Source organism: Acinetobacter sp. UBA6720 (genome assembly GCF_002454215.1).
GTDB lineage: Bacteria > Pseudomonadota > Gammaproteobacteria > Pseudomonadales > Moraxellaceae > Acinetobacter.
The window spans coordinates 53,233-77,753 of record NZ_DKIK01000070.1 but is presented as its reverse complement, the minus strand read 5'-3'; the positions used below and the strand labels follow the sequence as shown (position 1 = coordinate 77,753).

General features: G+C 42.0%; 18 protein-coding genes. 9 read left to right on the top strand and 9 right to left on the bottom strand.

From position 1 onward, the window contains the following. Positions 1 to 78: 78 nt before the first annotated feature. Positions 79 to 1,359 carry a 3-deoxy-D-manno-octulosonic acid transferase gene (locus B4F08_RS06085; RefSeq protein WP_291373810.1) on the top strand — a complete coding sequence of 427 codons (1,281 nt, stop codon included), beginning with the start codon at positions 79 to 81 and terminating at the stop codon, positions 1,357 to 1,359. A 214-nt stretch (positions 1,360 to 1,573) separates the two neighbouring features. Further along, positions 1,574 to 2,284, top strand: a complete 711-nt coding sequence (locus B4F08_RS06080; protein WP_110974631.1) for a 16S rRNA (uracil(1498)-N(3))-methyltransferase — start codon at positions 1,574 to 1,576, stop codon at positions 2,282 to 2,284. Here the strand turns inward: B4F08_RS06080 and B4F08_RS06075 are convergent. Then, the gene (locus B4F08_RS06075; protein ID WP_119063296.1) at positions 2,270 to 3,241 is read right to left on the bottom strand and encodes a mechanosensitive ion channel family protein; all 972 of its coding nucleotides are present in this window, start codon (positions 3,239 to 3,241) and stop codon (positions 2,270 to 2,272) included. The two genes, B4F08_RS06080 and B4F08_RS06075, sit on opposite strands and share 15 nt — an antisense overlap. A gap of 446 nt (positions 3,242 to 3,687) precedes the next feature. Between B4F08_RS06075 and acs the strand changes: the two genes are divergently transcribed. After that, positions 3,688 to 5,631, top strand: a complete 1,944-nt coding sequence (gene acs / locus B4F08_RS06070) for an acetate--CoA ligase (RefSeq protein WP_086209155.1) — start codon at positions 3,688 to 3,690, stop codon at positions 5,629 to 5,631. 122 nt (positions 5,632 to 5,753) lie between these two features. On the opposite strand, the gene B4F08_RS06065 is transcribed toward acs, so the two are convergent. The 5 genes from B4F08_RS06065 to msuE all read right to left on the bottom strand — a co-directional run bounded on the left by B4F08_RS06065 (position 5,754) and on the right by msuE (position 9,660). Further along, positions 5,754 to 6,368, bottom strand: coding sequence for a riboflavin synthase subunit alpha (locus B4F08_RS06065; RefSeq protein WP_110974633.1), 615 nt, complete (start codon positions 6,366 to 6,368; stop codon positions 5,754 to 5,756). Between the two features lie 61 nt (positions 6,369 to 6,429). After that, positions 6,430 to 7,263, bottom strand: a complete 834-nt coding sequence (locus B4F08_RS06060) for an SDR family NAD(P)-dependent oxidoreductase (RefSeq protein WP_291373805.1) — start codon at positions 7,261 to 7,263, stop codon at positions 6,430 to 6,432. After that, the gene (locus tag B4F08_RS06055) at positions 7,260 to 7,670 is read right to left on the bottom strand and encodes a DoxX-like family protein (RefSeq protein ID WP_291373803.1); all 411 of its coding nucleotides are present in this window, start codon (positions 7,668 to 7,670) and stop codon (positions 7,260 to 7,262) included. The genes B4F08_RS06060 and B4F08_RS06055 overlap by 4 nt, the downstream gene beginning before the upstream one ends. Positions 7,671 to 7,797: 127 nt before the next feature. Beyond that, complete coding sequence (gene sfnG / locus B4F08_RS06050) at positions 7,798 to 8,904, bottom strand: dimethylsulfone monooxygenase SfnG (RefSeq protein WP_291373801.1); 1,107 nt, start codon at positions 8,902 to 8,904, stop codon at positions 7,798 to 7,800. A gap of 27 nt (positions 8,905 to 8,931) precedes the next feature. Continuing rightward, complete coding sequence (gene msuE / locus B4F08_RS06045; protein ID WP_086209150.1) at positions 8,932 to 9,660, bottom strand: FMN reductase; 729 nt, start codon at positions 9,658 to 9,660, stop codon at positions 8,932 to 8,934. Positions 9,661 to 10,037: 377 nt separating this feature from the next. Between msuE and B4F08_RS06040 the strand changes: the two genes are divergently transcribed. Next, complete coding sequence (locus tag B4F08_RS06040; RefSeq protein ID WP_086209149.1) at positions 10,038 to 10,688, top strand: response regulator; 651 nt, start codon at positions 10,038 to 10,040, stop codon at positions 10,686 to 10,688. Positions 10,689 to 10,743: 55 nt separating this feature from the next. Here B4F08_RS06040 and B4F08_RS06035 read toward each other — a convergent pair whose 3' ends face one another. Continuing rightward, entirely contained in the window at positions 10,744 to 11,511 is a 768-nt protein-coding gene (locus tag B4F08_RS06035) for a hypothetical protein (protein ID WP_086209148.1), read from the bottom strand. A 410-nt stretch (positions 11,512 to 11,921) separates the two neighbouring features. Next, complete coding sequence (locus tag B4F08_RS06030; protein WP_291373798.1) at positions 11,922 to 15,419, bottom strand: hybrid sensor histidine kinase/response regulator; 3,498 nt, start codon at positions 15,417 to 15,419, stop codon at positions 11,922 to 11,924. A gap of 185 nt (positions 15,420 to 15,604) precedes the next feature. Between B4F08_RS06030 and B4F08_RS06025 the strand changes: the two genes are divergently transcribed. From B4F08_RS06025 to betT, 4 genes are all read left to right on the top strand, one after another. Beyond that, positions 15,605 to 15,937 carry a DUF485 domain-containing protein gene (locus tag B4F08_RS06025; RefSeq protein WP_086209146.1) on the top strand — a complete coding sequence of 111 codons (333 nt, stop codon included), beginning with the start codon at positions 15,605 to 15,607 and terminating at the stop codon, positions 15,935 to 15,937. Beyond that, the gene (locus B4F08_RS06020) at positions 15,937 to 17,652 is read left to right on the top strand and encodes a cation acetate symporter (RefSeq protein ID WP_086209145.1); all 1,716 of its coding nucleotides are present in this window, start codon (positions 15,937 to 15,939) and stop codon (positions 17,650 to 17,652) included. The genes B4F08_RS06025 and B4F08_RS06020 overlap by 1 nt, the downstream gene beginning before the upstream one ends. Positions 17,653 to 17,906: 254 nt before the next feature. Then, positions 17,907 to 18,596 (top strand): ion channel, encoded by a 690-nt coding sequence (locus B4F08_RS06015; RefSeq protein WP_086209144.1) that lies wholly within the window; start codon positions 17,907 to 17,909, stop codon positions 18,594 to 18,596. A 157-nt stretch (positions 18,597 to 18,753) separates the two neighbouring features. After that, positions 18,754 to 20,721: a choline BCCT transporter BetT gene (gene betT / locus B4F08_RS06010; RefSeq protein ID WP_291373795.1), complete on the top strand. Its 1,968-nt coding sequence runs from the start codon at positions 18,754 to 18,756 to the stop codon at positions 20,719 to 20,721. A gap of 49 nt (positions 20,722 to 20,770) precedes the next feature. Here betT and omp33-36 read toward each other — a convergent pair whose 3' ends face one another. Beyond that, positions 20,771 to 21,661, bottom strand: coding sequence for a porin Omp33-36 (omp33-36, locus tag B4F08_RS06005; protein ID WP_291373812.1), 891 nt, complete (start codon positions 21,659 to 21,661; stop codon positions 20,771 to 20,773). Between the two features lie 1,089 nt (positions 21,662 to 22,750). On the opposite strand from omp33-36, the gene B4F08_RS06000 reads away from it, so the two are divergent. Further along, positions 22,751 to 24,460, top strand: coding sequence for a GGDEF domain-containing protein (locus tag B4F08_RS06000; protein WP_119063292.1), 1,710 nt, complete (start codon positions 22,751 to 22,753; stop codon positions 24,458 to 24,460). The last annotated feature ends 61 nt before the right edge of the window (positions 24,461 to 24,521 follow it).

Here is a 24,521-nt window from a genome sequence, read left to right as displayed (position 1 = left end):
CGACAAGATAACAGCGCAATTCATTTCATGGCATGAGTTGCGCTGTTTTATTTTTGCATTGATTTTTGGAGCACGTATTTGGCTACTCCTTTTTGGTATAACGCAGCACTTGCGCTGATCAAACCGCTGTATAAGTCTAAAATAAAAAAACGTGCAGAGAGTACAGAACAGTTTCAACAAGAATGTCTCGAACGTTTCGGGCCGTTTCAACCCGTTAAAAATCGCCAAGCGATTTGGTTCCATGTGGTGTCGGTGGGTGAAACCAATGCAGCGCAGCCTCTCATCGAGCATTACTTAAAAGCGGGTCATCCAGTCTTGGTGACCAATACCACCAAAACGGGTCAGGCACGGGCTAAATCACTCTTTTTAAAAGCACCTTATTTAGACCTGTTCCAAGCGGTATATTTACCTGCAGATCAGAAGCCCTTAGTTCGTCAGTTCTTTGCATTGTATCAGCCTAAACTCTTGGCTTTGGTGGAGACGGAACTGTGGCCAAATTTAATTGCCCAAGCGGGGCAGAGTCAGGTGCCATGTATTTTGATGAATGCCCGTCTTTCTGAAAAATCAGCCAAAGGCTATGCCAAAGTATCTAGCCTGACGCAACCAATGTTACACGGACTAGATCAGCTCTTGGCACAAGATCGGGCAACTGCGGAGCGCTTTATCCAGCTCGGTGCAGTTCAGTCAAAGACGCAGGTGGTGGGGAGTATTAAGTTTGATATTCATGCGCCTGAATCATTTGTTAAACAGGCGGCTCAGCTCAGGCAAGAATGGTCATTGGCTGGACGTAAGATCATCACTATGGCCAGTACTCATGCACCTGAAGAACAAAAATTGTTAAGTGCGTTTAAGCCATATTTGGATGCACAGCCTGAACTGTTGTGTATTGTGGTACCGCGTCATCCAGAGCGTTTTGATGAGGTCTTTAATGTCACGCAAAGTTTAAATTTAAACACCACTCGCAGAAGTACGGGACAAAGAATAGAAGCAAAAACTCAAGTCTATTTAGCCGATTCAATGGGAGAGATGTGGTTATGGTATGCCTTATCGAATACCTGTTTTGTCGGTGGCTCGCTGAATGAACCGGGTGGTGGACATAATATTTTAGAGCCAATTGCGTTACATGTGCCAACAGTTTTGGGCAAAAACTATTTTAATTTCCAAAGTATTGTTGATGAGTTTGTACAAGCCGATGCAGTGAAAGTTGTTGATGATGCTGAACAGGCTGCCGCAGTGTTGATGACACTGTTAGAGGATATTGAGCAAGCGAATACACTGAATCAATCTGCACAAAAGATTATGCAGTTGAATACGGGTTCTTTGAAAAAGCATATTCAAGTGATTGATGCTTATTTATAAAATTTGAGTGAGTTTGTCATTACTATAAATACTGTAGATTTTATGGATGGCTTTGCGTAAGTGGCTCCTACTTTTCAAAGATGAAAAGTAGCAAAAATCTTTTGCTGTGCTGAAGGTACATCCTGTACTTCAGCACAGCGGGCGACATCCTTGTCGCCGTTCACGATGGCATGTGCTGATTAGGCCTTCACTGTTTGGATTCTTTCTATTTATTATGAATATCGTTCTCTTAGACCCGCGCCAAACTGAATCTGAACTCTGGTCCATTAGTGCCAAGCGTCAGCTTGAACATTTACATCGTCATTTAGAGCTTAAAGTCGGCGATACTTTAAAAGTCGGGATACAAAATGGAAAGCGTTATCTTACGCAAGTGGTTGATGTTTCCGAAACAGCTGTACGTATAAAACCCTTACATGAAGAGTCTGTACCTGCCAAACTGCCAGTGACTTTAATTGTCGCAATGCCACGCCCTAAAGTTCTACGTCGTTTGATTATGGATGTGGTGACTTTAGGGGTTGAGAAAATTATTTTGCTGCACAGCTATCGGGTCGATAAAAGTTATTGGCAAACCCCATTTTTACAACAGTTGGATCAATATGTGACTTTGGGGTTAGAGCAGGCCGGTGATACGGTTGCGCCGAAAATTGAAATTTATAAACGCTTTAAGCCTTTTGTTGAAGATCAATTGCCAAGTCTGATTTCGGCCGATTGTCCTGCCTATGTGGCACATCCCTACAGCGAGACCAAAATGCCGAGTGCAATTCAACATCCCTGTACAATTGTGATTGGGCCTGAAGGTGGATTTATACCTTACGAAGTTGAATTACTGGTAAAAAACGGCTGCCAAGCGATGAGCTTAGGCAACCGTATTATTCGGACTGAAACCGTGATCCCTTATGTCTTAGGGCGTTTATTTGGCGGTTGAAGCATCCATTGGATAGCTGTCATTCTTCGCTACGCGAACTTCTTGAACAGGGTATGGGATAGAAATATCATGTTCAGCAAAAGCTTCCACCACATATTCTTGTACAGCACTGATTGAGCCAGATACCGTGGTTTCTGTGGTGTTAACCCACCATTGAACTTTGAGATTCACCGAAAAATCTGCAAGTGCAGCGACGTTCACACTAAAACCCGGCTGACTTAAAATAGTCGTATCTCGGTCTAAAATGCCTAAAATAATATCTTTGGCTTTTTTGATATCATCTTCATAACCAATACCGACCAAGAACTCACAGCGACGACGTGGATAGGCAGTGTTGACCGTAACAGCGCTGGTATACACAGTTGCATTTGGGATCACAATACGACGACCATCTGGGGCGCGTAAGTAAGTGGCACGAATTTGAATATCCTCAACATTGCCTTCCATACCCGAGACGATGATGTCATCACCTATTTTAAAGGGTTCACTCAATAAAATGAGAATTCCCGAAAGCAAATTTTGGAAGATATCTTTAAAAGCAAAACCAATGGCAACTGAGCCAATCCCCAAAGCGCTCATCAGCTGACCAGGTGTGAAACCAGGAATTGCAATCACCATAGCAATCAGAAAACCAATAAAGATGATGGCTGAACTGCCGACACGGTTTAGGACTAGAACAAGATTCTGCTTGGTATAGGAGCGATCAGACAATGCTTTACGAACAAACAGTTTGAACAGCTTAGAGAGTAGATAAAAAATGATAAACGTAATCAGCGCAATACAAAAATAAGGCATACGTTCCCAAAAACCATCGACAAATTTGTCAATCGTCGAATAGGCATCATTATATTTTGCAGTATGTGCGATTACGCTTTGCGTGGTCTTTGCAGTCGCGTCATGTAGCATCTCTGACGTACCTTGCGCAACTTCACTCAAGGTAGGGGTTTGTTCTGACACTGGTCTTCCAATCACTGAAAATTTGGCATATTTTGCCTGAAAATTGTGTGTATTTAATAGAGAAAAACGTATGAGATTGGCGCATTGGCTGATGACAATGCTAAATCAACCATTCTCTTCATTTTTAGCTCGGTTAAATTTTGGATTAAGGTGTGCTTAGTGCTGCTATATCGGCCATAGAACGCTTAAATGTAACAATATACTAAAAAAAGATCAGATCGCACCTATTTACAGCCTCTTGGGCTGTTCATGTTACGGATTTGACACAGGAACTCATTGAAAGATCACTATAAAATGTGTTTTAAATTGTAGAAATAATATACGACCAAAGCCGTGTTGATCTGTTTAAAAAACAATCGTCATACTGTGGTTATGCAGTCCAATAAAAAACCAATAACTGTGGCATAAGCTCTCGCGATGAGAGCCAGAATATAAGGAAGTATGATATGAAAGAAGTCTATCCTGTACCTGCTGAATTTGAAAAAACTGCACGCACCAATGAGCAAGAATATTTTGAGCGTTATCAAAAATCACTAGAACAACCTGATGAATATTGGGCTGAACAAGCTTTGAAGCTGGATTGGATCAAGCCGTTTAGTCAAGTTAAAAACACCAGTTATGATAAAGACAATTTTAAAATTGAATGGTTTGCAGATGGTCAACTGAATTTAAGCGCCAACTGTCTTGATCGACATTTAAAAGAGCATCCGTATAAACCTGCGATTATTTGGGAAGGTGACCATCCTTCACGCCATAAGATTATTTCCTATACTGAACTGTATGATGAAGTATGTCGTTTCGCCAATGTCCTGAAAAAGCATGGTGTGGTAAAAGGCGATCGTGTGGTGCTGTATATGCCGATGATTTCAGAAGCAGCCATTTCTATGTTGGCCTGTGCCCGAATCGGTGCCGTGCATTGTGTGGTGTTTGGTGGCTTTTCGCCTGACTCATTGGCGAGCCGAATTGATGACAGCCAAGCTAAAATTGTGATTACCGCAGACTCTGGAATGCGCGGGGGTAAACCGATTCCGCTGAAAGAAAATGTAGATGCGGCATTGAATCTACCCGGTACAGACTCAGTACAAAACGTGATTGTGGTACATCGGACAGGTAATCCGATCACGCTGAAAGAAGGACGTGATTTGTGGTATCACATGGAAATCATGACCGTCAACGAGATCTGTCCACCTGAACCGATGAATGCAGAAGATCCACTGTTTATTTTATATACATCAGGTTCAACGGGTAAACCGAAAGGCGTACTGCATACCACAGGGGGTTATTTAACCTATGTGAATAGCACTTTCCGTGAAGTATTCGACTTAAAACAAGATGATGTGTTTTGGTGTACCGCCGATGTGGGCTGGATTACGGGGCACTCTTATGTGCTGTATGGACCCTTGTCGAATGGAACGACAACGGTGATGTTTGAAGGAATTCCACAATACCCAACGTGGGCACGTACAGGGCATATTGTGGATAAGCACAATGTGACAATTTTATACACGGCACCAACAGCGATCCGCGCCATGATGCGTGAAGGGGATGCCTTTGTCCGTGAGAGTGATCGTAGCAGTTTACGTTTAATTGGTTCCGTTGGAGAGCCGATCAACCCAGAAGCATGGAATTGGTATTACACCGTGGTAGGGGAAAGTCGTTGCCCAGTGGTGGATACTTGGTGGCAAACCGAAACAGGCGGGATTTTGATTTCTCCACTTCCGGGTGCGACACCACTTAAACCAGGGTCTGCAACGCGTCCTTTGTTTGGGATTCAACCTGCTTTGGTCGATGCTGAAGGCAACGAGTTAGAAGGAGAGGCTGAAGGCAATCTGGTGATTAAGGATTCATGGCCGGGACAAATGCGAACCATTTGGGGGGACCCTGAGCGGTTTATCGAAGCGTATTTTGCAACCTATCCAGGTACATATTTCACGGGTGATGGCGCACGCCGTGATAAAGATGGTTACTACTGGATCACAGGACGGGTGGATGATGTGCTGAATGTGTCAGGGCATCGCTTAGGTACGGCTGAAGTGGAAAGTGCTTTGGTGGCACATGAGGCAGTGGCTGAGGCTGCGGTGGTGGGGATGCCGCATGACATCAAAGGACAGGGAATTTGTTCCTTTGTCACTTTACAAGCAGGCACAGCACAAACGGAAGAACTCCGTGCAGAGCTGATTCAGTGGGTGAGAAAGGTACTCGGTCCAGTGGCAACCCCAGATGCCTTACATTGGGCGCCGTCTTTACCAAAAACACGTTCAGGCAAAATTATGCGACGTATTTTAAGAAAAATTGCGGCGAACGAGTTGGATAGTTTGGGCGATACATCGACGCTGGCTGAACCACAAGTGGTCGAGGTGTTGATTAAAGAAGTATATCCAAACGGCTAAAATAGGCCTAAAAGTACCGTCTTAAGCAGACGGTATTTTTATTTAAGCATAAGCAACAACAGGTCTGGATTGCGCTACAAACATGTATATAGGATGCAGTCGAATGAGATAGAAGAGCGATCTTAACGCTGATGGATGTTTTCTAAAGTATCGACCATCGTCCGTGTCATTTGATCAATTTCATAATTGACCGCATCGCCGACTTGTACCGATGCCCACGTGGTTAAACGTAAGGTTTCAGGAATCAAATCAACTGAGATTTCATGGCTGTTACGATCAACACGGTTGACGGTGAGGCTACAACCATTCAGACCAATAAAACCTTTTAAGAAAAAGTATTTGATATTGCCTTCTGGTATGTGGAGATCCACATGTAAGGTCTCGCCGTGACGGCTCAGCTGCTTGACCGTGGCTGTTCCTTCGATATGTCCATACAAGTTGTGCCCCCCATTTTCCATCCCAACTTTGGCTGAACGTTCGATATTCACCTCATCTCCTGCCTGTAAAGTCCCTAAAGTGGTCAGGCGTCGAGTCAAATCCGAGACATCAAAATGGACTTGATTGGCGGTAAGATCAATATGCGTCGCGGTTAAGCAGGTGCCGTTAATGGCTACACTTGCACCGATGAAGACATCGTGAAAAAAGTTGTGGGTATTTGAAACCACAAGGGTGCTAAAGCCATCACCTTGACGGACATCTAAGATTTTCTCTAAGCCTTGTACGATACCTGTGTACATCAGAAGTCTTCCTAATTCGGGGTTTATGTTTAATGTAAATGATCTATCACTTGATGTGGCATTATTTTGAATGGAGATCCGCTAAAGCTGTATCTTTGATGGGATTTCGCCGCCAATAATAGGGCCGCAAAAATCGGAGCAACAGACGTAAGGGTGTCATCCATACGATGCGACTATGGCGACGTTTATTTTCTAAAATACGTTGAGCCAAATAGCGACAGACCACTTCGGGGGGATCAATAATAAAAAAGAATAGCCTTTTCATTTTGTTCCAGTGTTGCACATTGCCATTTTGCCAAGAGGATACCAGTAGATCGGTTGCTACCATTCCGGGGCTGAGTGTGCCGACTTGAATGTGGGTCTGTTTGGTTTCTTTAAACAGGGCTTGACTAAAGTAACCTACGGCACGTTTGGTGGTGGCATAGATCGTCATGCCTGCACTCCATTCGCCGCGAGTACCCCAACCTTCCATATTGAAAATTTGACCATAGCCTTGTGCCAGCATGCCGTTTAAGGCCACTTGTGAGCCGAACATACTGCCGAGAATATTAGTTTGAACCACTGTCTGTATGTCTGCTGCTGTGAGATCTTTAAAGTCCAGAGTCGCCGTACAACTGCCTGCATTATTAATCCAAATCTGAACAGCGCCAAATTGTTGAACAGCTTCATCCCAAAGCGTTTGTACTTCATGGATCTGCGTGACATCACACGTGACGGCATGAATCTGCGCAGTGGGAAAGCGATATCGCAACTGTTGCAGGACGCTGTGCAAATCTGTGCTATTTCGACTAGATATTACCACGGCTTGTTGTTGTTCTAAGAAGGCTTGAGCTAAACTCAAGCCGATACCTTTAGAACTGCCTGTAATGACGATGCAACCTGATTTTGAAGTCATATTGATCCTTTATTTTGTGTACTAAAGGAAGCCGTTTCCTGATTGCGAAGCATACAATAACAAATGGATAGACTGATCATGGCAAGGTTCATGACCACAGGATTAAAAGCACGAACAAGACTGTCTGGTATCAGAAAAGTGACCAATGCGAATAAAAACACTAAGCTGAAGATACTGAGGTAATGCAGATATTTACTTGAATTAAATAGGAACAATAAAGCAAAAACACACTCAAGCACACCTGAGAGCTGACCTGCCAGTTGGGCCTGTGCGTAGGAAAACCCAAAAGTTTGCCAAATGGCAATTTCATCGGGATTGATAAAGAGGATTTTAGGGACTAAACCCTGATAGCCCCATAAAAAGGCCAAAGAGAGATTGATGAATTTCAAGAGTGGGTTGTTGTTCATATCAAGGGGTTATTTTTTACTTTGTACGGATTATACACCAATAAAAAAACCCTCAAGCCGAGCCTTGAGGGAAGAATAGAGTCACCTATCATTATTATTTTTTAGTTCGTGTCTGCTGCTTACCGAGCTAAGCAGATTTGGCAGTCTCAACGGATTGCTGTTGAGCTTCCAACTCACGAACCAATGGCAACACTTTGGCACCGAAGTATTCAACCTCTTCGATAAAATGTAAAAAACCTGAAAGGATTAAATCCACCCCAACGGCTTTTAATTCCACAATACGTTCCGCAATTTGGCCTGGTGTACCAATCAAATTGGTTTTAAAGCCATCATTGTATTGAACTAAATCTTCAAAGGTTGATTTGGCCCAATTGCCTTCACCTTCAAGTGTTGCAGCACCCGCCTCACGGGTGGCATCGCCAAAGGCATGAACCGCTTGAATATTGGCTTTATCTATAATTTCTTGCAGAACACTTTGCGCTTCTTCCTCTGTATCTCGGGCAATGATAAAAGCATTCACCCCAATTTTGACCTGATGGCCATTCTGTTGGGCTTTTGCACGAATATCATCAATCTGCTTTTTAAGCTCATCAGGGGTATTGCCATTGGTGAAATACCAGTCTGAAACCCGCGATGCCATATCCCGTGCAGCACGAGAACTGCCGCCTTGGAAAATTTCAATGTGTGGCTTCTGCACAGGTTTGGGTGACAAGGTGTAGTCTTTGAACTGGTAGTATTTTCCATTGAAACTATAGTTGTCTTGGGTCCAAACACCTTTTAATGCACGAATAAATTCTTCCGAGCGGGCATAGCGTTGATCATGTTCAGGCCATGCTTCACCAATGGCATCAAATTCGCCGCGGAACCAACCACTGACCACATTAATCGCAATACGTCCTTGAGTTAAATGGTCGATGGTTGCGAGTTGTTTTGCAGCAAGCACGGGTTTCCACGGGCCAGGTAAAATGGCTGCAATCACTTTGAGTTTGCTGGTTTTGGCTAAAATACCGTGACTAAAACTGACCGATTCATGTTGGTTTTCTGCGTTATAACCCGCAGTAAAACGAATCTGAGTTAGAGCATAGTCAAAGCCATTCTTTTCCGCAGTCTGCGCTAAACGGACGTTATAGTCATAGCTCCAATCTGTGCGTTGCTCAATATTACTTACCACTAAGCCACCGCTGACATTGGGTACCCAATAAGCAAACGTAATATTTTTATTCTGTTGCGACATGTGAAAACCCTCTCCATGCTTTTTGCGTTAAGCGACTTGTGGTTTGGCTTTTTTCTGATGCAAGCGAGACTCAGCTGCATCTAAATTTGGGACCGCAGCTGAAGGCAGTACATCGTCTTGTTCAATTTGCGTGTTGATACCCAAGTTCTGATTGGCTAGTTGGGTCTTTTCTTTCACCACTTCTGCACGCTGACCTTTCGCAGGGGCCCATTCTAGGATGGGTAAAGCACGAGCTACCGCAAGAGTAATCCGATCTCGTAATAATTCACTTTGGATGGTATACGCTGGGGTAAAGTCTTTGTCTGTGGCATAGACCCCAATCGGTAACGTTTGCGCTTGGAAGAAACTGAAGAGTGGGCGAAGTTGGTGTTCAAGTACCAGTGCATGGCGTTCACTGCCACCCGATGCGGCAAGTAGTACTGGTACATCGACCAGTGCTGTTTGTTCAACAAAGTCGAAAAAATGTTTAAACAAGCCCGTAAAAGAGGCGCGGTAAACTGGTGTTCCAACAATCAATGCATCAGCAGCTTCGACCGCGGCTAAGTCATCTTGCACACGTTGTGGTAGTTGGTTGCGGTAAATTGCGCCACCAAGTAAATGTCCAATTTCACTAAACTTAATAAAATGTACATGGATTGGGGTTGCTTCACCTAGTTCATTTAAAATTTCTTGCACTAGCGCTTCGGTTTTAGATGGGGTATTTAAACCACCTGACACAGCGACAATATTGAGTGGTTTTTGCAGTAAAGTTGACATAAGAAAAGCCCTAAAATGTTGTATCTCGGAATGGGCTTATTTATCTAATATCTCGGCTTAGACTGTAAAATAAAGAAATAGCGTTAAGTTATCTGATTTTAAGATATATCTTTTTTGTGTTTCAAATGGACTCCAATTTTTTTTCAAACATTTGAAATCAAAATATATATTTAGTTTAAATAAGGTTTTTCATTATGAGTATAAAATTTATATCAAAATGTGATTAGTTATTTATATTGTGGGATTGAACTGAATTTGCTGCCGTTTTAGTGCATAAAGCGTGATAAAGTGAAAAAAAGTTATACTTTGCATATCCTTATCGGCACTTGTATGGTTAGAATAGTCAAGACTAGTGCACTCGAAATCTCTCGTTGCTTATGAATATATTAATCGTTGATGACCATCCGCTGTTTCGCCATGCGTTGATCCAAGCTGTTCGTTATAGCTTACCGCAAGCTCAGATTCATGAGACAGCTGCAGTAAACGAATTCTATGAACGCCTTGAAAAAGGTCCTGAACCTGACTTGGTGTTATTGGATTTAAACTTACCTGGTGCTTCAGGCTTTTCAGCATTGGTACATGTCCGTGCTCAGTATCCATCATTGCCGATTATTGTGGTTTCTGCACATGAAGAAACTTCGATTATTCAACGTTCAATTGCACATGGTGCAATGGGCTATATTCCAAAATCAGCACACCCAAGTCATATTGGCGAAGCCATTCGTGAAGTCTTAGATGGCGAAATTTGGTTACCACCAAATTTGCCTGCGAACATGAACTTTGACCCACGTGCAGCGGATGAAACAGCTTTGGCTGAGCGTATTCAGTCTTTGACCCCACAGCAGTTCCGTGTATTGATGATGGTGGCAGAAGGCTTGTTGAATAAGCAAATTGCCTATGAACTCGATGTTTCAGAAGCGACAATTAAAGCACATGTGACTGCTATTTTCCGTAAGCTTGGAGTACAAAACCGAACTCAAGCTGTGCTGGCGATTAATGCTTTAAATATTGAAGAAAAGAAAATATAAAATCATTGAGATAAAAAAAGCGCTGAAACATCAGCGCTTTTTTTATGTTTTGGACTTAAGCCAAGCAATTTTGTTTACTGGTAACATCTGTACAGAACAGAGGATTTAAAGCACATTGCAGGTCATCAATTTGCTCTTCAGAGACATAGCCCAATTGTTTTAAATAGGCTGCGACACGATCATCCCGTAGACTTAAAAAGGCTGCATCATATACCCCAAGATCGACAAAAAGTGCAGCAGTTTCGAGGCTGTTGAAACGGTCTAAATAAACTTCGTTGTCATACATCAGGAAAATATGATCTTGAGTCCCTTGAGCATTAATAGCTAAGCGTTCCGCTAAAACTTGTGGTGGGGTCTTGATAAAGAGTAGATCCGAAAGTTGGTCAAACTGGGTAGTGTCGAGTTCATCCTGATCGGTTTTGACTTTACCAAGCCATGCTTTAAACACCAGCACTGCACCGCCACGGAGCAACATACTCCATATCTGATGACGCACATCTTCATTTAAACCGCTACTTTCTGCCTCTAAGGCGAGCAGTAATTGCTGTTCTTGTTGTTGCAGCTTTTCAAACAGACCTAAGCCTTGTGGCTGGTAGGCTACTGGTTGGAACACATCAAAATCGAGTTGTTCAAACACTTGCAATGCGAGTGGGACAGCACTGTGATACAAGGTGTCTAAGGCTTGAACATGGGTTTCACTGAGCTTGCTTTGTTTAAACAGTTCACGCCAGTCAATTGTTGGTAAAAATGCATTGGCACTATATTGACGTAAGAATTGTTGTGACTGATCTGAACCGTGTGGCATGGCTTTAGAAATGTTCATCGTAAAACTCCAATATGAGATATGGATGATCAGTTTCTTGAGCTAAAGAAAGAAGGCACACATTTAGACAAAACTGATCTTTTCTTAGTCCTAGTTATCTGCCAATGCCTTATGGATATGAATACGACTAAAGTCGTATTTTTGATTTTTCAATATATTTAATTAATATAAAACAATGGTTTAAAAAATTGTAACTAAGTATACAAGTGTTCACTAATGTAACTGGTGTATTTTGCCATAGTAAAAGTAAATGTGTAATTTTTAGCTAGTTTAAATGGGCTCAAATATACTCAAAATGATCACTTTGGTTAGTGGGGGCGAAACTTTAGTCATTTGGCTTAAGATTTTGAGGTTCAAAGTGACAAACCTCAAATAGGATCACTAGAGGTTTGTGAATACATGTAGCGAATTTATTCAGTGTTTGAAATTTTTAAACCCGAGAGCCATGCACGTAATGAGGCGGGTTTTAATGGTTTCTTCAACAATACAATATTCATGTCTTTGACCCGTTGAGGCAGCTCAGGATCTGAATCTGCTGTGATTAAGGCAACAGGCACGTTTTCTTGACGGTTGGCTAAAATAAAGTCCAACCCGATTTTGTCATGATTTAAGTGCTGATCGACCAACCAGACCTGAATGTTTTCTTGCTGAATCATTTCAAACGCTTGTTCAGGTTCAGTCGCTTTAAACACTTGATAGCCCCATTTAGTGAGTAACGTCGACATCCCTTCTAAAATCGTTTCGTCATTGTCCAAACACAGAATTTTATAGGCTTTGGTTTTGAGTGGAACGGCCTGTACAGGTGCAGCAACCACTTTTGGTGGGTCTATGATCGGGACTTCAATCATAAAGCAGGAGCCTTTGCCATATTCTGAATAGACATGTACAGGGTAGTCGAGCAGACTGGTCATTCGTTGCACGATGGCTAAACCTAGACCTAAACCTTGTTCACCCCATGGCGAGGTATGGCCACAGCGCTCGAACTCTTGAAACAGTTTGATTCGTTGTTCTTCTGCAATACCGGGGCCTGTATCCCAAACCCCAATTCGAATATGACGTGGTTGATCACTGGAACGAAGTACACCCACCACCACTTTGCCTTTGGCAGTATAGCGCAGGGCATTACTGACAAAGTTTTGAATAATACGACGAATCCACTGTGGGTCGGTATCTATCCAGAATTGCGCATCATGTACGCTGAAACGAATACCTCGTTGTGCGGCAATAGATTTAAATTGCAATTCAAGGTCACTGAGTAAATCATGTAGCGGATAAGCCTGACGGTTGGGTTGAATAGTGCCACCTTCAAGACGGGCAATATCTAATAATGCAGACAACATACTTTCCGCACCATGTAAGGCACGATCAAGCTGTTGTAAAGTTTTGCGGTCTTCTTCACTTTGTACGCTTTGTTCTAAAGCGGTACTGAACAGACGTGCAGCATGCATCGGTTGCAATAAGTCATGACTGGCAGCGGCAATAAAGCGACTTTTTGACATATTGGCTTTATCGGCTTGTTCACGTGCCAGTTGTTGTTCAGACAATGCATCTGCCAACTGTTGAGTTCGATCTTGAACGCGTGCCTCAAGCATGGCTTCATTTTCACGGAAGGCGGTAATGTCGGCAAAGGTGGTGACAAAGCCACCGCCTTCAATCGGGTTACCGCGCATTTGAATGACACGACCATCTTTACGGATCCGTTCAAACTCATGTGCGCTACCAACTTGCATCCAGTGCATCCGTTTACGCACATGTTCCTCGACCGAACCTGGGCCACATTCGCCACGTTCTGCGTTATATCGAATCAAATCAGAAATTGGACAACCGACATAGACAATGTCTTTAGGATAATCAAACAGTTTTAAATATTGGTTATTCCATGCCACCAAACACATGTTTTCATCGACCACACTCACCCCTTGGGTCATGTGGTCAATCATGGTCATGATCAGGTTTTGATTAAAACGTTGCCATTGTGAGGCTTGGTCTAGAATGTTTGCCACTTGGCCAAGTGCGAGACCATTGTTGACCATGGCGGTGGTGAGCAGGGTACGTGCCGACGCAGCGCCGATGGTGCCTGCTAAATATTGTTCAGTGAAACGCCACCACATACCGTTGGCATTGCTGTTTTCATTCAGCACCACATTGTTTTGTGCGCAGAACTGTTGAAATGCACGCATGGTTGCGCCATCGCCTGTAATCCGTTTGGCTAAGGTGATCAAATCACCGACTTTCAAACGTGCAACATCGTGATGAATGTAGTTGATGTCCGTTGACGTGCTTTGTGTTGGCAGTGGCTTGGTTTCATAATAGAAAAAGCTTTCAGCCTGAATTTGTTCAGCCACGCTTGGACGAAATACACGGGAAATCCAAATGTATAAAATAATATTCAGACCGAGTGCCCACACTACGCCATGGGTAAGCGCGGCAAAGGATTCAAAACCGAACAGGGCTTCAGGACGTAACCAGTTAATACCCATTGGTCCGAAATTGAGAAAGCTTTCGGTGAAGTGTGCATATTCAGCCGGCAAACTGCGTAATACAGTGGGTAACAGCAGGGTGTAGGCCCACATGCCAAAACCTGCCAATAGACCTGCATAGACCCCTTGTTTACTACCACCACGCCAGTAAAGACCACCAATGAGGGCAGGTGAGAATTGAGCCACAGCACTAAAGGCCAATAAGCCAAAGACTGATAATTGGTCAATGTCATTGAAGAAATGGAAGAACAAAAAGCCCAGGAGCATGACGGCTAAAATACAGACCCGACGGGTGAATTTCAGTACCAAAGGTAGACGCTTGTCATGACGTGATAGCACATTTGTGCGCCATAAAGCTGGCATGATCAGGTCGTTACTCAGCATGATAGATAAGGCGACGGATGATACCAATAACATACCCGTAGAGGCCGAAAATCCCCCTAAAAATGCCAAAAGAGTTAACCAGTCTTGTCCATAACTCAAAGGTAAAGACAGGACTGCGACATCCGGGATCGCTAAATAACCTGGCGTTGCATGCAGCGCCCAACTGGCAATCGGGATAATCGCAATGATGGTTAAAACTAAATAGACAGCAAACCAGCGCCGTGCCCCGCGAATGTGCTTTTCATCACGGAGTTCAACCACAGCGACGTGGAACTGACGCGGTAAACAAATGATCGCTAACCCTGCTAATAAGGTTTGAATCCAGAAGGTATCGGGCACACCGATTAGCTGTACTTGATGGAACGTCTCTGCGACGTCTTTAGAGATTTGATGGACATTTTCAGGTGCAGCAAACACGAAAAAGAGAGCCACACAGAGTAAAGCAAACAGTTTGACAAAAGACTCGAAGGCAACTGCTAACATCAGACCGCCATGTTGTTCGGTATTGGCAATCTGTCTGGTTCCAAAAATCATGGCCAAAATGGCCAAAATGCCAGTGAGGAACAGGACACCGTTGGTGGTTGAGGCAATGCTACCTGCTGTTGGTTCTAAAATTACCGCAGCACTGAGGGCAATGGCCCGCAGCTGAAGGGCAAGGTAAGGAATAATGGCAATGACCGCGAGGATAGTCACCATTGAGGCTAAAGGTCCGCTTTTACCATAGCGTGCTGCGACAAAGTCTGCGATGGATGAAATCGCATGGTGCTGGCGGACACGCCCTAAACGACGCCAAATGTCATAGCCCAGTGCAACGAAGAGTAGTGGACCAAGGTAAATGGGCAGAAAGATAATGCCTTCACGAACTGCGGCACCTGTAGCACCATAAAAAGTCCATGATGAGCAGTAGACGCCTAAAGTTAAACTAAACAATAGCATGCGCCCACGCGTACTCAGGCGACTGGCGTGTTTTTCACCAAAAAAGGCACAGATAAAGAGTAATGCAATGTAGAGGGCCAAGACCCCTATGATGAGCCAGCTGTTCATTTTACCTAAAGTTTTTCCACCATGGTTGCATCATAACGCATCTCGGAGAGAGCCTGCTGTGCTTGTTTAAAATTTAGAGACCAAAGTCTAAATTACAACCAATACAGAAGCTTGCTAATTTAGCAAATGTAATAATTCGAATTAAAAAATTGTATCTACGGTTGGATACAGACAGGAGTGTGGTTATGGACGAGAGACAAGTAGAACAGATTCTACAAAATCCCAAATTCAAGGAAATGGTTAGTCGTAAAAGTAAACTCAGTTGGACATTAACGGGCATTATGTTGGTTGTGTACGTTGGTTTCATGTTGTTAGTTGGTTACAACAAAGAGTTTCTAATGACTTCAGTCAGTGGTGGGGTGACCACGATTGGCATGCCATTAGGGCTAAGCATTATTGTATTGTCTTTTGTTTTATGTGGTGTGTATTCGTATATTTCGAATAACAAACTAGATGCATTAAATGAAGAAGCAATGCGTGAAGTTGAAGCCATTGCGCAAGAGAAAGGACAGCACTAATGAAATGGAATTCATTGAAAGCGCTTACAGTCGCTACGATAACACTGTTGGCTTCAAGCCTAGCAATCGCAAGCCCTGATTTAGGTGAGGCTCAACAGCAGGCGACAAACTGGCATGCCATTATCATGTTCGCAATTTTTGTGGGCTTTACATTGCTGATCACTAAATGGGCAGCAAAACAAACCACCAATACTGCTGACTTTTATACAGCGGGTGGCGGTATTTCGGGCTTCCAAAATGGTTTAGCAATTGCGGGTGACTATATGTCCGCAGCGTCATTCTTGGGTATTTCCGCAATGGTTTTCAGCTCAGGCTTTGATGGTTTGCTTTACTCACTTGGCTTCATGGTGGGCTGGCCAATCGTATTGTTCTTGGTTGCTGAGCGTCTACGTAACTTAGGTAAGTTCAACTTATCTGACGTGGTGTCATTCCGTTTAGCTGAGAAACCAGTACGTACACTTGCTGCGGTGAGTTCATTGGTGGTGGTTGCATTCTATCTGATTGCTCAGATGGTGGGTGCAGGTCAGCTGATCAAACTGTTATTTGGTTTGAACTATAACATTGCGGTGGTGATTGTGGGTCTTCTGATGATGGCTTACGTGATCTTCGGTGGGATGCTGGCAACGACTTGGGTGCAGATTATTAAAGCTGTAATGCTTTTGTCTGGCGCAACATTCATGGCTTTCATGGTAATGAAAGGCGTGGGCTTCAGCTTCTCTGAAATGTTCTCTCAATCAATTCAAGTTTTCTCTAAAGTACATGATATTTCTTTAGCAGAAGCGGGCAATATTATGGGCCCTGGTAAACTTGCAGCGAACCCAATTGATGCGATTTCTTTAGGTCTTGCATTAATGTTCGGTACAGCAGGTCTTCCACACATCTTGATGCGTTTCTTTACTGTTAAAGATGCTAAAGAAGCACGTAAATCAGTGGTTGTTGCAACAGGTTTCATTGGTTACTTCTACCTATTAACTTTCATCATTGGCTTTGGTGCGATCCTTTATGTATCGAATAACCCTCAGTTCCTTGATGTTGCGAAAATGGCAGTAACTGGCAAGCTTGAGCTTGTAGGTGGTAACAACATGGCTGCGGTGCACTTGTCTGACGCTCTTGGCGGTGACTTGTTCATGGGCTTCATTTCAGCGGTAGCATTCGCAACAATTCTTGCAGTAGTAGCTGGTTTGACATTGTCTGGTGCTTCAGCAATTTCACATGACTTGTATGCAAACGTATTCAAGAAAGGTCAAACAACCCCTGAATCTGAACTTCGTATGTCTAAAATCGCGACTTTAGGTCTTGCTATTTTTGCGATGATTTTAGGAATTCTGTTCGAGAAGCAAAACGTAGCCTTCATGGTGGGTCTAGCATTCTCTGTAGCAGCATGTGCAAACTTCCCAGTACTTGTACTTTCAATGTTCTGGAAAGGTTTAACCACACGTGGTGCGGTGATTGGTGGCGTGGTTGGTCTAGCAACTGCAGTAACATTGATTATCTTATCTAAAGCGGTTTGGGTAGATACCTTGGCTATCTCTGAAACCCCAGTGAACCCATTCAATGGTCCAGCAATCTTTGCTATGCCATTGGCGTTCTTCTGCTGCTGGTTGTTCTCTGTGACTGATAATTCAGCACAAGCTCAAGCAGAACGTAAAGCATTTGATGCGCAGTATGTACGTTCACAAACAGGTATTGGTATCTCAGGTGCTTCAGATCACTAATCTGAACCTGATAAAAAAAGCCCCAACTGATGGGGCTTTTTTTTTGTGGGTAGCTCTGAACTTTTGACCGCAAACTGTCTTTTATCTAGACATTGTTAGATGGAGGTATTAGCGGAAAAGTAAGTAAGATGAAAAGGAACGTGATGACATCTACAAAAACCATGAGCTTCCTATTTTATTCATGTTAAATTAACCACGTAGAACAAAAATGAACCACACTGGGCTTTAAAAAATAATAACTTGGATGGCTAGATATGCAGGTATTGGTCGACTTTTGGAAAGGTTTTCGCTTACTCCCTTCAGCATGGCTGCTGTTACTGCAATTTATGATGCTGATCTTGGCGATGCTGAGCGGACATAGTTTGTCTTTGCGTGTCTTGGTTTGGGGCTTAGGTGTGTTGGTGTTATTGATGATTGCCAAAGTCATACGCCAAACCCCAGTATTTACCATTCTAGGGCTGAGTTTTGTCGGTGGAGCCCTGTTCTTTTCCTTATTGATTTTGTTGGGTGCCACGCATCCGATGCTCTTGGTGATTAGTCATGCCTTTGAAGCAATGGCGTATTTTATTGCGGCCTATGGCTTGTTGCGCTATATGTTCGCAGACCGTTATCTGACCAAAGACGAGCTTTTTGCAGCGGGTGCAGTGTTTACCCTTATCGCATGGGGCTTTGCTTTTCTATATAGCATTTGTCAGATTTTGGAGCCCAATAGCTTTTTAAATCCCAATGTGGTGGGCGCACAGTCATGGCTAGATTTATTATTTTTAAGTTTTAGTTTGCAGTCGGCAACGGGCTTGTCTGATTTAATGCCACTAACACCACTGGCCCGTATGATTGCCATGTTACAGATGTTTTGTGGCGTCATGTATTTTGCGCTAATTGTCTCTCGTTTAATCGCATTGCAATATATTCAGCATCGACCCAATGATCATAAAGAAAATTAAACTGTTACAGGATTCGCACTGCCTTATTTTTAAACATAAATTATGATGGTTCTGAATCGTTAAACTTTAAACAATTCACTTTTCAGTCTGAATCAGACTCGTCTCATTAACCATCTTGGTTATATCTTTGTATTAAAAATAATTTTCTGGGGGAATTATGCCTTCCATAAAACCATCACTGTTTGCGAACGTCAAACAGAATGTATTTCTTAGCACGGTCGTGATTCTAGTGCTTTTTCTAGCCTTAATTCTTTTTGACCCAAGCGGGTTTGAGGCTTTGACCAAACATTTAAATCAATGGATTATTGATTCATTTAGCTGGTTTTATGTCTTAGCCGTTGCATTATTTCTTATCATACTGGTATTTATTGCACTCTCCGATATGGGGAAAATCAAACTTGGTCCAGACCATAGTTTACCTGAATATAGCAGTGGTTCTTGGTTCGCCATGCTATTTACCGCGGGTATGGGGATTGGTCTCATGTTCTTTGGTGTGGCTGAACCCGTGATGCACTATGTCAATCCGCCCACGGGCGATGGACAAACTGTAGATGCTGCACAACAAGCAATGCGCATCACCTTTTTCCATTGGGGATTACATGCATGGGCCATTTATGCACTTGTGGGCTTGTCACTAGCTTATTTCTCTTTCCGACATAATTTGCCTTTAAAAGTTCGCTCCGCTTTATATCCTTTGGTCGGTAAAAAAATTTATGGTGCAACGGGAGATGCGGTTGATACTTTTGCAACCTTAGGCACTATTTTTGGGATCGCTACTACACTTGGATTTGGGGTAACTCAAATTAACTCGGGACTGAATTATTTATTTGGTATCCAGCAAAGTATCGGGATTCAGGTTGGACTGATTATCTTTGTCACTTTTTTGGCTTCACTCTCGGTCGGTTTTGGTTTAGATAAAGGCATTAAACGTCTGTCTGAACTGAACTTGGTACTCGCATTGGTGTTATTACTGTTTGTCTTTTTTGCCAGTTCTTCTATTTATATCCTACAAACCAGCATTCAAAATGCAGGGCAATATGTTTCCAACTTATTTGCCATGACCTTCAACCTATATGCCTATCAACCGAATGGTTGGATTGGTGGTTGGACGATTATGTATTGGGCTTGGTGGATTTCGTGGTCGCCTTTTGTGGGGATGTTTATTGCCCGAGTGTCTAAAGGTCGAACCATTCGCGAGTTTATTGTTGGGGTACTGTTCATTCCTACAGGTTTTACGCTGATTTGGATGGGCTTTATGGGAAATGCGGCACTGTTCAGTATTATTCAAGAAGGCCACACTTCTTTAATTACTGCGGTACAACAAGATTCATCGGTTGCACTATTTGAATTTTTAACTCATTTGCCTTTCGTTCAAATATCAAGTCTGATTGCGACCGTTCTGGTGGTTTTATTCTTTGTCACTTCTGCTGACTCAGGTTCATTGGTGATTGATTACTTAACCGCAGAAACAGAAAATTCACCTTTATGGCAACGGTTGTTTTGGACCATTCTGATTGCTTTACTGTCGATTATCCTACTGATGGCAGGTGGGCTGTCCGCCTTACAATCGGCCACAATTATGAGTGCTTTACCGTTTACTTTGATTATGCTGTTGGTCTGCTGGGGCTTATTGAAAGCACTACGTTTAGATGTCACCAAAATGCGTGCACTGCAAGATGCGCGAATTACCCCTCGTGCGATTCAAAATCCACGCAGTTGGCAACAGCGTCTAGGTTTGATTATGCATTATCCGCATACTCAGCTTGAGGTGGAGCAGTTTATTGAACAGCGGGTGCAAGCTGCTTTTTCGGCGGTACAAAAGGAATTCCAGCGTCGTCAATTAGACGTGACCATTCAAAAGATTGAGCATGGCTTGCAGTTACGCGTAGATCACCATAATGAAATTAACTTCATCTATCAGGTGGTTGCCCGTGAAACCCAGCCACCCAGTTTTATGGCGGATAGACTGGAGGAACAGCAGTTTTATCAGGCTGAGGTTTTCTTAAGAGAAGGCGGGCAGAATTATGATGTGATGGATTGGACTTTAGAAGATCTACTGCAAGATATTATTGACCAGTACGAACGTCATTTACATTTCTTAAATTTAGTCAGAACCACAAACTAAAAAAAGGACGCTTCAAGCGTCCTTTTTTTTATTCAGTTTCTAAATTGAATTAGAAGCGGAATTTAGCATTTACGCCAACAGTTTGTGTATCAAGATTTGCGTTTTCAGCATTAGCATTTACATAGCTTGCGCCTACAGCAACTGCTGGAGTGATGAAGTAGTTAACGTTTGCACCCCAAGCTTTGTTTGGTAAGTCGTCAAAGCTAGATTCTGCATAAGAAGCACCAACGCTTAATGCAGGTGTTAAGTAAAGGTCAGTTTTTAATTGGTAAGCAGTGCTTTCGCCATAAACAAGACCAGCTTCTAAACCAAGCGCCATGTTTGTACCGTCGATGTTACCTACATATTTAGTACGTGCAGTGATTGCGTCTTGGTCATCAGCAATAGTAGCTGCTTCGCCAAAAGTTTTAACTACGCCATTATTCATGATACCGAATGCATCAAGAGCGGTTTGATCAGCAACGCTAGTATAACCTACAGCAACCAAGAAGTTAGGTGCTACTACTGCACCAAGTTCTAATGCATAACGGTCGCCATTGTCATCACGAGTTACGGCATTTTTGCCATCAGTATGAGTGTGGCTATAAGATGCGCTCGCATAAGCAGGTACGAATTTAGTTGGGATATACGCTTCAGCTTTAGCGCCGTAAACATGAGATTCGATGTCAGAACGACCTTCATCTACAGGAGCATCATACTGGCCATATTGGTAAGCTAAAGATACATTTGACGCTTGGTTTAAAAAAGCAGCTTCAGCTAAAGGACCTTTAGATGAATCAACGTTTTTAAAGTAGTAAGTACCTTGTACAGCACCAGTGAAGTTTTTGTCGTTTTCAGTCGTATCTACGTACTCTGATTGACCTTGTACTTCGAATTGGTATGCTTGAGCACCGGTCATGGCTAATAATAAAGCAGTGGCTAAACCGAGTTTTTTCATGATATTTACCAGTTTGTTAACATTGGATTAAACAATGAACATTCTATTGTAACAATTTATTAAGTCAATGAACTCTAATGACATTATAATATTGAGTAAATACTCTAATTATGATGTTGAATAAAAAATGCTCAAATAAACAGATCCATGTCAACCAAAAAAAACTTATGTCAGAACAATAGGGTATATCTATTTATAAAACAGAGAATGCGCAATATTGAATTATCCTGAACTGATTCTTTAATTGATAAATTAGATTGAATTAATAATAACAAACGGTAAAAAAACTAATAAAGTCCCCTTTAAACACTTCAATTTTGTGACATAAATCATGTAAATGCTTAAATTTAGTGCATTAAAACGGCTTTTTGCTTGCATTATGTACATATCTGCAAGTCATTTGTGAGAATTCTCACAATTTTTGTGCAATTATATCAATTCATAGTGCTTTACTTGGCTTTACAATCGAGCAGATTTATTTCATAATTATTTTAGCGAATCATTTAACAATATTGTTGTTTTCTGAGAAGCTAATTCTCCTCAAACAGTTTTTGTTTATATGCCCAACTTTCCCCAAGGTTGGGCTTTTTTTTATTTAAAATTCAGAGACTTTTATTTTATAAGCAGGTAAAGGGTTAAAATATTTTTGAACCAAAATGATGCATTATTTTGTTCGATACATTCATTCATATTTTAACATGGCATAAAAAAAACCCAATCTTTTGAGGAGATTGGGTTTTCTTGCCAAAACTTGTGGGAAAATTAGAATATTTGCTGAGAGTATATTCTAATTCGCCCCAATGTTGTGCATTATGCACCATAATGTTGCGCATGTAAATATGGCATCTTAAAATGTAAGCGTCTAAAAAAATATTGAAAGAAATTCATCTTTAACATGAAAGTTATTAATGATTGATTTCCTTAGCTTTCATTTGTATTTGAGTATGGGCCTCAAGGAATTTTGCATGAATGAATACTAAAAACTAGGCAAAACAAAGAATTAATGACTTAAATAAGAGATATATTGTTTGTATAATGAGCATTATTGATTATATTTTTTTCTTTTTTCAGAATAGGGGGCGTAGTTTAAGTATGCGAGAAGTACGCTCTGAACATCTGAGTAAAAAGTTATATGTCGCAATGAGCATTATTATTTTGTCATTGTGTAGTCTTTCTATTCCCTTGATGGTCAAAAGTTATAATGATTATATAAAAGCTAACCAAGCACTCATTGAGATACAAGCTTTGCAAGCAGTAGCTGACCTTGCCAATAAAATTTCGCGAGAGCGTGCACCAGCGAACAAAGTGATGTCGAGTAATCAACAAGACTTTGCTAAACATGTCTTGGAGCTAAAAGCATATCGGGCTAACGTCGATGAACAAATGCGTAGTACCCAGAAAATTCTTAAAAAATCGGGGTTTTCTAATTTAAATTTAGACTTATTTTCTCAGCTCGAACAAGCATTAGCACAGGGAAGACAGCAAGTAGATCAATATGCAGCTTTGCCACGTGAGCAACGTAATGCAGAAAAAATGGATCAAGCTATTTTAAAAATGTTTACGGCTTGGGAGCGTAGCCATGATGTTTTAAAAGATGTGATTGCCGTTTCAGAAGGAAAAGACACGGCCATTTCAAATTTTTATACGCAAATTTTGTTATTGGCAGATTTAAGGGATCAAGCTGGGCGGGCAGCATCAAATGTCATGGCGCATGTAACCTTTGAACAACCGATTCCTGAAACCAACTTGGCACGTTCCTTACAAACACGTAAGCAAGTCATGTACTTGTGGGAGCTGATTGATACACTCCAACCTGAACGTGATAAAACCCCTGAGTTCAAGGCATTACATCAAGCTGTTTATAATGAGTTCTTAGCCAAAGGATTGTTGATTGTTGAGCGATTGATGAATGAAAGTATTTATCATCGGCCATATTATTTAACGGGAACACAACTTACCGAGGTGATTGTTGATAAATTCACTACGGTTGTGGATTTGCAGAATTATTTACTCAAATATAGTGTGGAAAAGGCCACACTTGAAAAACGTAAGGCTAAAAATGTCTTGCTCACGACTGTAAGTATTTCATTAGTCTCGATTATTGCTGCGTTATTTACTATGATTTATGCACAAAAAAGAGTTTTTGCTCCATTAATTCAGGCGCGGGAAATCCTCCTCGATTTGTCTAATTCGAGTATGCGTTCTAACGATTTAGAGTCTAAAGATCAATCCGCCAATGTACATTCATTGTTTACAGCGATACAGCAGCTTAAACACACGCTTCAGCAACGGGATGCATTGGAATTTCGGTTGAAAAATATTGCACATTTGGATTCTTTAACAGGCGTCGCAAACCGTTATGCGCTTAACGAGTACATTAAGCTTTTGGAAAATCAGCCGACGCAGTTTTCTGAAACTTGTTTAATGATGATGGATATTGATTATTTTAAACAAGTGAATGATGTTCATGGGCATTTGGTGGGTGACCAAGTCATTCAGTTTGTGGCTGAGAAATTAAAAGATAATATTCGGACTTCTGATTTGTTGGTGCGTTATGGCGGCGATGAATTTATTGTACTCATTGAAAACATTAGTATGGAACGTGCTTTAAAAATTGCTGAGAAGATTCGCTGTGAAATTTATGAAGCAGCATCAATGGATTCAACACGTAGTCCAGATTTGAGTGTGACCATAAGTATTGGTGTTGCGATTGGAGCTGCGAGTTGGACTGAACTTTTGGAGAAAGCCGATCGTGCCTTGTTTCAAGCTAAAGAGCAGGGGAAAAATAAGGTGGCGAGTTGATGATGTATTGATGAAATTCACATCCACATAATGAGTAAAAATAGACCTCTTCCATAAATAA